Here is a 14,437-nt window from a genome sequence, read left to right as displayed (position 1 = left end):
CATATAAATGAGTATCTTGTGGTGGTATCATCTATGCTATACTATTAGTAATCTGTTGCATTTTATGGAGGGGAGGACTGAACAATTTGGATTTGGTATTCCCGATGATTCTTGGATCAATCATTGTTGTCACTTTATTGTTATGGTTTAGTGGATATTACGTATTGCTTAAATTTGTTAAGAAAATGGAAACAAGATGGCGGAGGTTATCGCATCTTCTTCACCGTCTTGATCGTTTATCAAGTGAATACCTCATTTCTTTAGATACCGATGGAAAGCTTGCACCTGGCACATCTCAAACAATTCAAAGACATATTGATGATATGCACAATCCAATGTTGGGGCGTAGCGAACAGCTGCATGCGTATGCCATTGTTCATGAACGGTTGGAGGAAATTTTTGACAGCATTGAACTTGCAGAGAACGAACAAGCTCTCCAAGAAATGGAAACTGACCTTCAATCAACACTTACACTTGTAGCTTCTTCTAGCCAAGCATATGATGCTTCTGTCAAGCGCTACAATAAGAGCATTACGACAGTCCCGACTAAATATGTCGCTGGCATTCACCACTTTGAATCACAATATTTGCTAGATGATTCTGTGAAGAAATGGGAGACGAAAGATCAAGCTCCTTCAAATTAATTGATTACAATTTTATTAAGAATTGTGGAATATTGGATTTTTATATGCTATATTAACGCCGACGGGGTTTTTCTCGTTTCAACGTTTGATCGAGTTTTACCCTGCTTACTTTGCATTACCTTCTTGATGCGTGTATTTTTTGACCTTGGCGACCATTTTATGGTCGTCCTTTTTTATGTAAACGTCACCTCTCCTTGAGGCCATAGAAAAAGCGAACGACTCTCTAAGCTACTCGTTAACGCGTCCGATTGAATTCGGTCTAAGTGGGGATTTCATTACCATGTAGCGTTGCGATCCTAAATTATCCCACCATAGATCATGTCGAGACCGCATAAAATCGTACGACCTTCTATGGGACATCCCGTTTTAACATTACAATTTCATGTTTAGATGAGTGTAGTGATTAATCTTCCGAGATTTGCTCCTGGACTGATCTGGATTTTATTGGAATACAGCGAGCGATCTACACGAGTTAAATTAAAGTGATTCATTCAGCTACAAGATCGGGATTTACAATGGAAATTAGTAGCAGCTAATGAAGCTAATTCGATAACACACCACATAAACTTGCCACATCCGTTGACTGAGCATTGACGCGGGCCATGGGACGAAAATCTTACCATAGAATGACCTATGTAAGATTTTAGCCGAAATATATAATGAACGTAAGATATTCCTGATTTGCGCTGTTGGGAGTTGCTTTCCACTTCAGGCGGATGCTTTTAGTCCAGACTACAACTGCAACATCTGTGATCAAACGACGCCCACCGTATTTTCTATGTACTCCAGAGCATAAGGACGACACGGTTCACGTTTCTGCCTACTGGTTAGAGTGTGGAAAGAAGTTCAAATGCCCTATATATTCATTTACGTGACATTTGAGAAAGAAAAATCATCATTTTAAACGTGGATGCGCACATAAACGGAGTCAACGGTCACATATCGCGATATATGTGACCGTTGAGGGCCGAAAGTGCCCGGTTTAAAGGCTGGATAGTCACATACGTGACAGGTCATCACATGCTGGTGCCAGGTGGTGACCATCGGTCACGTCTTTTTACCTTTCGGCATACGTTTTCCGTGTTGCCCGCAACCCTTGCGGATCACTACCTAATTTTAAGCCCACATCCTTTGTGTTAACGAATAAATGAAGTGTTGTTCAATTCATTAATATAAGAACGGGACGCTATTTTTCAGTGATATAGACCGTGTCTATGAAGGATTTTCTATTTATAACAAAAGAAATACTGTTATACATTTTTCTATTTCCTTTTTTCAGTGAGCTTCTTCGGCAGAAGGTGGTCTCGCATAACTATTTCGTTTTCCGATGAATTCGCCGTCCATCAAACGTAAAAACGGTCTGTTTCTCGGAACATGTTGTTTCAATGTGTACGGGTCTGCCCCACAACACATACAAATAAGGGATGGTTCGTTCTAAGTCTTTAACGTCTAGTTCATTTCCCTCATATTGATGAGTGATATACAATTCACCAGCTCGTAAATAATTTCCATCGGTTACTGTTAAATAGGGAAATCCACCGTTAACTCTCGAAGCGACGAGTTCATCCCGAACGTGCGTCCAATCTTTGTCAGTAACTTCATACTGTTTTCCTTTTTTTCCAAATACGTACATATCTTCACGATCAACCAAATCCTTCGTAAGATAATTGCGAAGAAACGATGCATCTGACTCTAATTCGCGAACTTCGAAGATTTTCTCCCTGCCACTGCCTTCTTTCACTCCAATTCTCTTTAAATCCTCATTTGGATGGTCATACCGCTCTTCAATGTCTTCAAAGATCTTCAAACCCAAATAATATGGATTGATTGATGTTTTCGAAGGTACAACGACACTTGCATTTAGCTTCGCGAATTCAATGGATTCAGAAAACGTCAAGTCCATTTCCCGCATAATCCGAGCGTGCCAATACGATGCCCAGCCTTCATTCATAATTTTCGTCTCAAGCTGCGGCCAGAAATATAACATTTCTTCTCTCATCATCGTTAAAATGTCGCGTTGCCAGTCTTCAAGCTCCGTGCTATGTTCTTCAATGAAAAGCAGCACGTCTTTTTCAGGCTGTTCTGGGAACGTTTTTTTCTTCTTTTTCACTCCAGAGTGCGTAACGTCTCTATCTACGTCCCAAAGATCATCGTATGGGGTTGATTTTTTCTTTTCGGCAACACTCGTTCCTTCATCCTTACTCTGTGGAAGTCGATACGGATCAACATGTTCTTGCACAGCTAAAATTGCGTCTAGAAATTCTTCGACCTCTTTTTTACCGTGCACTCGTTCATAGTGAAATATTCGCTCAGCAGTTGCACTCATACTTTCAACCATGTCTTTCCTCGTACCTTGAAATCGACAATTATTCTTAAAAAAATCACAATGCCCGAGCACATGGGCAACAATGAGTTCATTTTGAATGAGACTGTTATTATTCAGTAAAAACGCATAACAAGGGTCTGAGTTAATGACAAGCTCATAAATCTTACTCAAACCTAGATCATATTGAACTTTCATTTTGTGGAATTGCTTTCCAAAGCTCCAATGTGAAAACCGAGTTGGCATTCCGTATGCACCAAATGTATAGATAATATCGGCTGGACATATTTCATAACGCATCGGATAAAAATCTAGACCAAATCCTTCTGCGATTTCTGTAATTTCTTCAATTCTCTTCTCTAACAAGCGGTGTTCCTCAACAGACATTCCCGCTCCCTCCATTCCATACTTCTATTAATTATATGTGAAAGTCGCTAAGTGATGAATGGATGGCGATGTTTTATCTGCTAATTGATGAGGAAAAGGAAGAACAAAGGAGGCTATAAACATGAACATAAAAAAACAGATGGTCGCTAGTGGCCGCGTTCAAGGGGTCGGGTTTCGACAATTTGTCTACGAGGAAGCGAAAAAACACCACCTTTACGGCTCGGTAAGAAACCGCAATGATGGTGCTGTGGACATTGAAGTAGAAGGCACAAATGAAAAGGTTACAGAGTGGGTTACTCGAATTAAACAAGGGAACGGTTTCTCTGAAATTCAAGAACTAACGAGCCAAGAAACGGACGAGATTGATCATAACCAAACGTTTTCGATTCGCTACGACTAGCGTATTTGCAAATGTTGTAAGGTCTCAACGGCTCGATTTACCGGTAATTTAGGTAAATAAAATACGTTTTGCATCACTTCTTGCAAATCGGCCAGTGATTTAATTTGCCGCTCTGTTTTGCCGCCATTTCTGTTTCGCAATGTGAGACGATCGTTTTTAAGGGAGATCATGATTTGCCGGTGGTTGCACCACTTATCAATGCGTAGTTGGGTCATATACGGTGCATCCGTTTGAAACGACGCCTTTATTGGATCTATGAGATCATCTAACGTGTTGCGAACATTTATTTGAAACGGGAGCGGTTTACTCACTTGTCTTCCTCCAATTGAACGAACATACTCGTACCTCCCATTGCCTGAGGTCTTTTTAACAATCACCCGTTCTCCTGCGAAAATCGGTGTTTGCTTTTCCCCGTTCGTTAGGGAGACGGGAGCTAACATTGGTGTTGGTGTTCCCGCATCCACATACCAAAGGTTTTTCTCTTCGTTCAATGTAACAAGTAGTGCTAGATGGTCCCCTCCTGGCAATATGTATTGCACGCGAAAACCAATCGCTTTTAACAGTCTTGCGAACTGAATGTTTAACGTAAAACACGTCCCGCCTGTTTGGAAAGATTCAAATCGATTGAGAAAATCCTCCACGCGAATTAAGCGATTTTTGGCATACTTGTCCCAATGTAATTTACTCACGTTTTCAAATGGGAACACATGTCGATGTGCTTTTAACAATTGTTTTAAGTATACCAACGAAGGCTCTCTTAAAGGAATCTGTAAATAGGAAAGATACCGATGTACCCACGCCATACTGTTCACCATCCATTCATTACACCGCATACGACTCTTTTATTCCGAAAGTTGGTCGTTTACATCGTTCATGACCGCCTGGCTAATGTCTTCCAGTGCCTCTTGAACAAGGTGGTTCGTTCTAGCTTGAGCACCTGTGTAAATCTTCACTTTTGGCTCTGTACCTGAAGGGCGTATGCATACCCAAGAGTCATCCTCTAAAAAGTATTTTAGAACGTTTGATTTTGGTAATGCAATGCCTGAATATGTTCCCTTTGACACATCGGTTCGTCTGCCCGAATCATAATCTTCAATCTGAACAATCTTTCTTCCTGCAAATTCCTTAGGAGGCGCGTGCCGATAATGCTGGAGCAAACCCTCAATTTTCTTTTGCCCTGCTTGACCCGTCAGCTCAATGCTGTTTGTCTTTTCTTTGAAATAGCCAAACTGCTCATATAGCCTATTTAACCGCTCTTTTAAGTTTTGACCTTCTGATTGTGCAACGAGGGCAAGTTCAGCAACGATTAATGCAATCTGCACAGCGTCTTTGTCACGAACGAAAGAACCAGCTAAATAGCCATATGACTCTTCATAACCAAACAAAAATGTTTTGTCCGTCGACTCGTACGCTTTGATTTTCTCTGCAATAAATTTGAAGCCCGTCAATGTATCTTCGCAATTTGCGCCGTAATGCTCTGCTAACTGTCTTCCGCTCTCTGAAGTTACTATCGTCTTTAAAATGATATCATTCTGCGTTAATGGCCTTTGTTTTGCCGTTTCTTCCAGCACATAATGCAAAAGTAATAAACCCGTTTCATTTCCAGTTAAAAGTCGATAGCCATTCGGCTCGCTTTTATCTCGAACAGCAATGCCAACACGATCAGCGTCAGGATCTGTTGCAACTAACAAATCTGCATCTACTTGTTGACCTCGTTTTGCAGCGAGCTCAAATGCTTCTTCTTCTTCAGGGTTTGGCAAAGATACCGTTGAAAATTGCGGATCTGGCTCCGCTTGTTCTTCAACAACGTGCACATTTGTATATCCGTTTCTATGGAACGCATCTAGCACAGGACGATGCGCTGTTCCGTGTAAAGGCGTAAATACGACAGTCACATCTTTGCCTTGCGACTGTCCCAGCTTAGGATGGTGTAGAAGTTTCGAAAGTTCTTCTTGATAACGATTGCTCACTTCGTCACCTATCATCTTCAGTGAACCATTTTCAATTGCTTTGTCCTCATCAGCCGTCGGAATGCTTAGTTCATCTTCAATTTGATTAACAAACTTGATCAACTCATCCGACGCTTCAGGTGGCAGTTGTGCGCCATCACGATTATAGATCTTTATGCCGTTATATTGTGGCGGATTGTGGCTTGCAGTAATCATAATGCCCGCTATGGCTTGGCGTTCGCGAACAGCAAAAGAAAGGATCGGGGTTGGTGCGAGTTGTTCAAACACTTCCACAGTGTAACCAGAATAAACGAGCGTAATCGCTGCTTCCATCGCAAAGTCTTTTGACATATGTCTAGAATCGTACGCAATGACGACCGTTTTCGTCTTCCCTTCTTGCCCGTCTAAGTATTGCGAGAGCCCTCTTGCCGCTTTTCTTACTGTAAAACGGTTCATTCGATTAGGACCGACCCCTATTTCCCCTCTCATTCCACCTGTACCAAAAGCGAGCGACTGATAAAAACTTTCCTGCAGCTTAGACGTGTCGTCAAGGGTTTGTAGTCGCTCCAATTCTAATTTTAGTGGATCATTCTGGTTCAATTTCTCTGTCCAATGTTTAATGATCTCTTTCATCATTTCCTCCCCCATCGCTTAAAAAGCCGATAATCCTGTTCGCTCTTGAATTCTATATAACCAATACTTCCAAGTCTGTCCTTCTTCGTACTCTGTAAAGTCATTTGTATAATCGGCTTGTTCTGATGCCCATAGTTTGTTGAAGTAGTCATCTACAGATTGCATGAATGGTTCCTCTGCAGAAGCAGCAAATAAAAGATTGGTTTCCAAGTTCAAATCATCTAAATTCCGTCTCGTGAAATTTGCGGAACCACCATTCACTATAGCCGTGCTACCATCGGTCATATAAAGCATCTTTGTGTGGTATTGTTCACCTAACGTATTGTACCATCTCACCTCAATATTGGACGAGTGCTGTTCCAATTCATACGCAACTGGTCGATTAGGAACACCATTTTTTTCATGACCAAATGCTTCTCCATTTGCGTCAAGAATAAGGCGTATGCTCGCTTGTCGATCAGCGGCAGCTTTTAGTCTTTCGATAACGTCTCGGTCTGACAAATAAAAAAGTCCCAGCCAAATTTCTGTTCCACCATTCGCTTCATCAATTGATTTTAGAATTTCTTCTTTAATCGCACCCTCGGTAACCACCTTGCCTTGAAGACTCGCATCGATTTGTTCCACATGATCGACATTGGTTTCTAATCCAGTAAAGGCTCCACCTGACCCTGACATCTCTGCTACAGCAGTTTCAGTATCAAGTAGATGTTGAACGAGGGGACCTTCAATATAAAAAGCAACATTTGAATGGTTTGCACTAGCATCGTGCGCATTCGCAGAGGTAACTAGACCACTACGTTCGTTCAGTATAACTTTACGGTGGTTCGCTTTTGAATTGAGTAAATCTAAATAAGAACGAACCGTTACTCGTTCTGCTTCCGAACTAAATGGGCTTGGAAGCCACCCTCCTTCGGGTGTACCAAACCATTGAATAAACCCCCGCCACAACCCACTATAAATTGGGTTAGAATCTGGCATTTGTCTCATATCCGTCCATACGAGCTCGATACCTACTTCTTCGAGCGAGGACAAGTGCTCTGGAGTTCGACTACCATAAAAACTGTTAATTCGATCAGTAATCGCAATAATCGTTATATCTGGATCAGTCGTTTTTTTTGTAATAAGCTGTTCGCTCAACCAGCTCGACAAAGGAGGAAAAGCTAATTCTGAAGGATATTCATCATTGAAAAGAAACATATCAACAACGAGAAAATCCTCTGCCTCTTGAATCATTTGCTCAACAGTTGCAAAAATCTCATGGTCTTGTTGTCTTGTGCCCGATCCATCTACGTATGTATAATCAAATAAAACTTCAGCGGTTGGTACGGGCTCAAATCCACTATTATAACTCAAATGTTCTTCTGGGAGCGGCTTGAATATGCCATATCCCATAAAAATAATGTATACAATAATGAAGGCAATGGATATTTTTCCAGCAGTGTACCTTTTAAGTGGCTTGTTGCGTAAACGATCCATAGTCATATCCTCCTTCAGTCACATACCCTCAGTTTACCATGATCTTTCTGTCTATGTTTGACCGAATGTCCATGATAAAATATAAATAGATCGTTAAGGGGTGATTCAATGAGTCATACAGAAAGAATCTATTTTGCGGGTGGTTGTTTTTGGTGTATGGTCCAACCTTTTGAAGATTTAGCTGGCATTATCGCGGTGACTTCAGGTTATACAGGTGGCACTTCCGTTGATGCGAGTTACGAGCGGGTGAAGCAAGGGACGACTGAACACTATGAAGCGGTTGAAATTGTGTATGATCCTTCCAAGTTTCCCTTAGACGAGCTGTTACGTTTATATTGGCCACAAATTGACCCTACAGATGCTGATGGGCAATTTCACGATCGAGGTCCGCAATACCGAACAGCCATTTTCTATCATAGCGAATCGCAAAGACTTGCAGTAGAACGATCCAAGCAAGAACTGCAAAAGAGTGGACGCTTTAAACAACCCATCGTCACAAAAGTATTGCCCGCTGGACCTTTCTATCCAGCTGAAAAGGAACATCAACAGTTTTATAAAACAAATGCAGAGTACTATAAAGAGGATCGAAAAGCGTCTGGGCGAGACGAATTCATCGAACACTATTGGCATACAACGTAACGAATTGTAGGCATAGAGATATTCACATAATCTCTACGCCTACAATTCCATTAGTCAAGGTATGACGTGCACGTTAAACTCAACTTGCCGCTATACTTTTGCTTCCTGATTACTAAAGAACCATTGCAAAGCTTGAAATACGTGTTGCTTCTCTTTAAGAATAAAATGGCGGAATCTAGGGTCATCAATGCTTTGGTAAACGTTCATCAGTGTACTGTGGCGACTGTAGGCATTGACCTCACCGTACCCAAACATACTTGCTTTCTCCATAATCTGATCAATTAAGTGCAAACACCGTTTATTATCAGAGGTCAAGTTGTCACCATCAGAAAAATGAAATGGATAAATATTGTACCTTCTCGGATCATAATGGTCTTCAATGCGCTTTAACGCTAGCTCATAGGCGGATGAACAAATCGTCCCTCCACTTTCTCCTTTTGTGAAGAAATGTTCTTCATCCACGACCTTCGCTTCGGTATGATGTGCGATAAATTCAATTTCTACACTTTCATACTTCGTACGAAGAAATCGGGTCATCCAAAAGAAAAAACTTCTCGCCATATATTTTTCCCATTTTCCCATTGAGCCTGATGTGTCCAACATCGCTATGATAATGGCTTTGGACTCTCGCTTCTCTTCTTCATTCCACGTCTTAAAACGTAAATCATCACGATAAATCGGATTAATTCCTGGCCTGCCTTCCATAGCATTTCGTTTAAGCGCTGTAAGAATGGTTCTACGTTTATCAATGTTGCCGAGCAAACCTTTTTTTCTTACATCATTAAATTCAATGTCTTCTACAACAAGTTGGTCCTCCTCTTTCTTTTGCAAATTCGGTAGTTCCAAATGTTGAAACAAGGCTTCTTCAAGTTCTGCTATGGAAATTTCTGCCTCATAGTAATCTTCTCCCGCTGTGTCACCTGGCTTATTTCCTTTGCCAGAAGCCTTCCCCTTTTCTTTGCCCGGTGCGCGTGCAACCACATCTCCGACTTGACTATCTCCATCCCCTTGGCCCACATGCTTTTTCTTGTCATCATTGTATCGAATTTTGTATTCATCTAATGATCGAATCGGCACATGTACAACATCACGACCATTTGACATCACAATACTTTCATCCGTAATCAAGTCCGGTAAGTTTTGATTGATGGCATCTTTAACTTTCTCTTCATGTCTGCGTTGGTCCAAATACCCTTTTCTGTGAAGAGACCAGTTTTCTTCAGAAACAACAAAAGGTGGCGTTTGGTTTTCATCACTCATGAGTAAACCCCCCGGAAAAACCATCGGTCTTGAGGAACCTGATGATTTGTAAATTTGTCGTTACGTCCCCACTGCTTCGGACACGTCGTACTACACTCATCGTATGCAGCTTATTGAAAGAATTGTCACTCAATCAAGAGATCGACATTTTGAATTTTGATTTTACTATTTTAATCGTCATTTCTTCTGAATAGAACAAAAACGGCTCGCGCATTTGCGCGAACCATTAACGTATAATAGAAAAATCGCTTACTGGCCAATATCGAATATTCGCTTTGCCCACAATATCATCATAAGAAACAAAACCAATCTGCCGGCTGTCTAAACTATTTCGTCGATTATCTCCAAGCACGAACAGCTGGTCATCTGGAACGACTTCTTCCCCAAGATTCAATTCACTCAGCGTAAAATCGCGTGTAAAAGGACCGCCTTCGGCACTTGCAACGGCTTCATGTAAGTAATCTTCAGGAATTTCTTCATCGTTGATAAACAGTGTATCATTGTGATAGCTTATTTGATCTCCTGGAAGGCCAATCACTCGCTTAATGTAATCACTCTCTTCGTCTGCATGAAATACAATTAAGTCAAATCGGTCAGGCTCAGATATGTGGTATCCCACTTTATTAATAATTAATCGTTCTCCACTTTCAATTGTCGGCATCATCGATTCTCCATGCACCATATAATTGGCAAAGAAAAACGTGCGTACAATTAAAACGATGAGAATGACAATAACGAACGTCTTTACCCAATCCCATATCTCTTTTGTTAGACCAGTATTCACTGTTTCTCCTCCCACTCACCATACTTTTTACACATTTTTTGATGATTCGCTTGCGTTTTTCAAGATTTTTGTAAAGAATACGTATAGGTATGTAACTTTACTAGAAGGAATTTCGTCTATATAGTAGGCGTAACCATTGAGGTGACCAAATGTTCCTTTCCATATTGATGCTTCTATTCTCACTTTTCTCATCACCATTTCTTCATGATAGCACACAATTACACGATATGGGTTCTGAGAAACCAGCAACAATCGAATTAGATCGAGACGGTGAGGCAGTCACACTAAGTTGGGTCCGCACCCAAACACCGGGTATCGTATTTCCATTGTTGACAGCTTTGAAAGAGATCAGCAATGGTACATTTTATACACACTTGATTTCCCAGAAGACAATGAGGCAGGAGTGCTTGATACTGTGTCCCACCCTCAAGCATTTACAAACGTGCCAGAGGAGTATTCTGTCATTAACCTCGTTGAAGAATCAGAAGAACGTTATTACCAGCACCTTCCAGCAGTGACCGTTGAACCAGATCATTCTTTTGAATTAAACTTTGAGGAGCCGCTTCTAGAAGATGCCATTAGTAATGATTTATTGTATGTATTAGATGAAGAACACGAGCTCGTCCAAAACTTCATATTTATTTATACACCAACAGAAGTGCACATCCGACCGCCAACAGACAGTTATGAAGACGGACGGTTGTACCATCTATACATTGATGCCGGCATCGAAAACACGTCTGGAGAACAATTAACAAAAGGATATAAGCAATCCTTTTACGTGCAAGATGATAATGAGTCCGCTAATGAATGGTTGCCGCCAAACATGTTAGAGACACAAGCTCTTCAATTTGAAGGCGAGCGCAGCTCTGTTGAGGACGATCGCGAAGGAGACAATATGTTCTCCATCCACTTAAGTGAAAGTGAAGACGGGAGCTATATTATATTGCAGAGCGATGAAGACGAACTAGAAGAAGTGATGTTACCTCCAGTAACCACTCCTTCATCCTTTTTACCATTGCACCCATTTCTGCCTTACCCTCACCAGTATGGTTTGACCCAAATGTAAAAAAGTGCCAGCAGATATCTGCTGGCACTTTTTTATTATCGATTTAATAAACTTCCAACATACTTTAATAACTCATTAGCTGAAGTTGAATTGTAGCCGTGTTCATCCACAAGTCTGGCAATCACCTCGTTGATTTTCTTTAGCTGCGACTCATCTGGGGTGCTGACAGATGTTGTAATCTTCACGACATCTTTTAAATCTGCAAACAATTTCTTTTGAATTGCTTCACGTAGTCTTTCGTGCGAATTGTAGTCAAATTTATATCCTTTGCGGGCATATGCGGAAATACGAATCAAAATCTCTTCCCGAAATGCTTTTTTGGCATTTTCTGAAATACCGATTTGTTCTTCAATCGACCTCATTAATTTCTCATCCGCGTTGAGTTCGTCACCTGTAATTGGATCATAAATCTTTTGATTGTTGCAAAAAGCTTCCACATTATCTAAATAGTTGTTCATCATTGTTTTTGCCGATTCTTCATACGAATAGACGAAAGCTTTTTGTACTTCTTTCTTCGCAATCTCATCGTACTCTTTCCGGGCAACCGAAATGAAATCCTGATAACGCTCACGGTCCTCTTTCGAGATGGATGCATGTTGAGCTAGACCATCTTTCAACGCTCTTAACACATCGAGCGCATTAATCGATCGCGTATTTTTGCGAATGATGGCTGACGAAATGCGGTTGATTACATACCGTGGGTCAATGCCTGTCATACCTTCATCTTGATGTTCTTTTTTTAGTTCAACCACATCTTGCTCTTTAAAACCTTCCACAACTTCACCGTCATAAAGCTTCATCTTTTTCACAAGGTCAATTCCTTGGTGTTTGGAATCTTTTAATCGTGTTAATACCGTAAAGTATGCCGCTGTTCTCAGCGCGTGTGGCGCGATGTGTACATGGGACATGTCACTTTCACTAATCATTTTCTCGTATATTCTTTCTTCTTCGGATACTTTTAAGTTATAAGGGATATTCATGACAATAATCCGTGAATGAAGGGCTTCATTCTTCTTGTTATTTATAAATGTACGGTATTCCGCTTCATTTGTATGAGCCACAATTAATTCATCGGCACTAATGAGCGCAAACCGTCCAGCTTTAAAATTCCCTTCTTGCGTGAGCGATAAGAGGTGCCATAGAAATTTTTCATCACACTTTAACATCTCTTGGAATTCCATCAAACCACGGTTCGCTTTATTTAACTCACCATCAAATCGATAAGCCCTCGGATCCGATTCAGAACCATATTCAGCGATTGTCGAAAAGTCAATGCTGCCTGTCAAATCAGCAATATCTTGCGATTTCGGGTCAGAAGGACTAAATGTCCCAATCCCGGTTCGCTTATCTTCTGAGAAGAAAATACGCTCGACCATTACATCTTCAACCCGTCCGTCGTACTCTTCTTCCAAGCGCATCGTATTCAAAGGAGAAAGCGCTCCCTCTACACGAATGCCATACTCTTCATTGAAGTCTTCCCGCAAATGATGAGGAATGAGATGCAAAGGATCCTCCTGCATTGGACAACCTTTGATTGCATAAACCGCTCCATCATCAGTATAAGAGTACTGTTCTAGCCCTCTTTTTAGCATATTAACAATCGTTGACTTCCCACCACTCACAGGTCCCATTAACAATAAAATACGCTTGCGTACGTCCAATCGTCTTGCTGCTGAATGAAAGTATTCTTCGGTTAGTCGCTCAATGGAGTCTTCCAACCCATAGATAGCACCATTAAAGAACGTATAACTCTTCTCGCCATTCTCATTTTCTTCAATTCCGTGACTCTTAATCATGTTATATAACCTTGAATGTGCGGTTTGCGCCACTTCCGGTCGCTCTTTCAGAAGTTCCAAGTATTCCCTAAACGTACCTTCCCACTTCAGTTTCTCATGCTCATCCCGGTAATCTTTCATCTTTGATAGTATATCCACCGAATGTCCTCCCTTTTCGGATCAGTAAAATGCGTCATCAACACCAAGACAAACTCCCCGAATACGACTCAGAATGAAAAACAAGCGTGACCGACTCATTCAGCGGTTCCGCTTATCTTCATGTGTGTTTGTATTCTATGCAAGGAGTCAGTTTGTGATAACCATCTACTCATAATCCAAGGGATATCTCTTATTAAGGCTTTTTAATAATCCATCGATCAACCGCACGTTTCACGACATAAATTCCTGCAGACGTAATAATTGAAGCAAAAATTCTTTTAAACAACTAATCGTCCTCTCCTTTCTAAATCAATCGTGTGCAATTACTATACCCGTTTGCAACGATTTTAAAAAATCTTTAAAGCCACCAGTAAAATAAGAAAATCATTCGCCTTCCGTCGATACGCAACTCCAGCATAATATCCTGATGTTGCAGTAATTGGCGTGAAGTGACACTCCATTAGGAATGCTCGCATACGCATCCAGCTGAGCGAGTAATTATAGAGAAAACTCAGGACATGCAAGTATACGAAGAAGCTTGCATTTGCATCTTCTCTATACCGAGGCTAAGGTGAATTTCGCTCACATATTCCTTTAGATCGATGGCATTTGGTGATTTTCAGGAGATTGGTGACCTATATAAGTTGAACCAAAGAATTTCTTCAAGAACCAGTGGTAAGCTTTGTAAAGTGGAAACTGTGTTCGAGTTGGGACTGAACTTGTTCTCAATTTGGAGAAAATCGCAGGAAAAGCGGTGTATTCTTATAAACTAGGTAACAGAATGAGTGAACTCGGTAACAGATAACAAGGTCACATGTACATCCTCGCCCTGAAGTAGCCACATGATATCGGCGCGAGCCGCGCCGAACCGAGTGCGGTTTCGTTTCGCCCCCGGCGGGAGCAATTCAGCCTGGAATTTGCACGCAAGTTGGAACAAAC

The 14,437-nt window shown here is 41.1% G+C and carries 11 protein-coding genes; 4 read left to right on the top strand and 7 right to left on the bottom strand.

Translation table 11 applies throughout. The annotated features are described in order from the left end of the window. Positions 1-86: 86 nt before the first annotated feature. Entirely contained in the window at positions 87-644 is a 558-nt protein-coding gene (locus JCM19039_RS04200) for a LemA family protein (protein ID WP_042424231.1), read from the top strand. Between the two features lie 1,312 nt (positions 645-1,956). Here the strand turns inward: JCM19039_RS04200 and JCM19039_RS04195 are convergent. Next, positions 1,957-3,354, bottom strand: coding sequence for a SpoVR family protein (locus JCM19039_RS04195; RefSeq protein WP_042424228.1), 1,398 nt, complete (start codon positions 3,352-3,354; stop codon positions 1,957-1,959). 121 nt (positions 3,355-3,475) lie between these two features. On the opposite strand from JCM19039_RS04195, the gene JCM19039_RS04190 reads away from it, so the two are divergent. Continuing rightward, complete coding sequence (locus JCM19039_RS04190) at positions 3,476-3,754, top strand: acylphosphatase (protein ID WP_042424224.1); 279 nt, start codon at positions 3,476-3,478, stop codon at positions 3,752-3,754. On the opposite strand, the gene JCM19039_RS04185 is transcribed toward JCM19039_RS04190, so the two are convergent. Genes JCM19039_RS04185 through JCM19039_RS04175 form a run of 3 tightly spaced genes read right to left on the bottom strand, consistent with a single transcriptional unit; the run spans position 3,751 to position 7,812 of the window. Beyond that, complete coding sequence (locus tag JCM19039_RS04185; RefSeq protein WP_042424222.1) at positions 3,751-4,557, bottom strand: arylamine N-acetyltransferase; 807 nt, start codon at positions 4,555-4,557, stop codon at positions 3,751-3,753. The genes JCM19039_RS04190 and JCM19039_RS04185 overlap by 4 nt on opposite strands. A 39-nt stretch (positions 4,558-4,596) precedes the next feature. Next, on the bottom strand, positions 4,597-6,336 hold the full coding sequence (locus tag JCM19039_RS04180; RefSeq protein ID WP_042424219.1) for a phospho-sugar mutase: 1,740 nt from the start codon (positions 6,334-6,336) through the stop codon (positions 4,597-4,599). Positions 6,337-6,354: 18 nt separating this feature from the next. After that, positions 6,355-7,812, bottom strand: a complete 1,458-nt coding sequence (locus JCM19039_RS04175) for a phospholipase D family protein (protein ID WP_042424216.1) — start codon at positions 7,810-7,812, stop codon at positions 6,355-6,357. A gap of 108 nt (positions 7,813-7,920) precedes the next feature. On the opposite strand from JCM19039_RS04175, the gene msrA reads away from it, so the two are divergent. Further along, positions 7,921-8,451, top strand: coding sequence for a peptide-methionine (S)-S-oxide reductase MsrA (gene msrA, locus JCM19039_RS04170; RefSeq protein WP_042424213.1), 531 nt, complete (start codon positions 7,921-7,923; stop codon positions 8,449-8,451). A gap of 90 nt (positions 8,452-8,541) precedes the next feature. Here msrA and yhbH read toward each other — a convergent pair whose 3' ends face one another. Beyond that, the gene (gene yhbH, locus JCM19039_RS04165) at positions 8,542-9,711 is read right to left on the bottom strand and encodes a sporulation protein YhbH (RefSeq protein ID WP_042424210.1); all 1,170 of its coding nucleotides are present in this window, start codon (positions 9,709-9,711) and stop codon (positions 8,542-8,544) included. A gap of 226 nt (positions 9,712-9,937) precedes the next feature. Then, positions 9,938-10,495: a signal peptidase I gene (gene lepB, locus JCM19039_RS04160; protein ID WP_042424208.1), complete on the bottom strand. Its 558-nt coding sequence runs from the start codon at positions 10,493-10,495 to the stop codon at positions 9,938-9,940. 289 nt (positions 10,496-10,784) lie between these two features. Here lepB and JCM19039_RS04155 point away from each other — a divergent pair, with 289 nt between their 5' ends. Further along, positions 10,785-11,564, top strand: coding sequence for an Ig-like domain-containing protein (locus JCM19039_RS04155; protein WP_042424206.1), 780 nt, complete (start codon positions 10,785-10,787; stop codon positions 11,562-11,564). A 35-nt stretch (positions 11,565-11,599) separates the two neighbouring features. Here the strand turns inward: JCM19039_RS04155 and JCM19039_RS04150 are convergent, their stop codons facing one another. Then, the gene (locus tag JCM19039_RS04150; RefSeq protein WP_042424204.1) at positions 11,600-13,498 is read right to left on the bottom strand and encodes a PrkA family serine protein kinase; all 1,899 of its coding nucleotides are present in this window, start codon (positions 13,496-13,498) and stop codon (positions 11,600-11,602) included. Positions 13,499-14,437: the final 939 nt, after the last annotated feature.

Source organism: Geomicrobium sp. JCM 19039, assembly GCF_000698145.1.
Taxonomy (GTDB): Bacteria; Bacillota; Bacilli; order Bacillales; family Marinococcaceae; genus Geomicrobium_A.
This window is presented reverse-complemented; position numbering and strand designations above follow the sequence as displayed.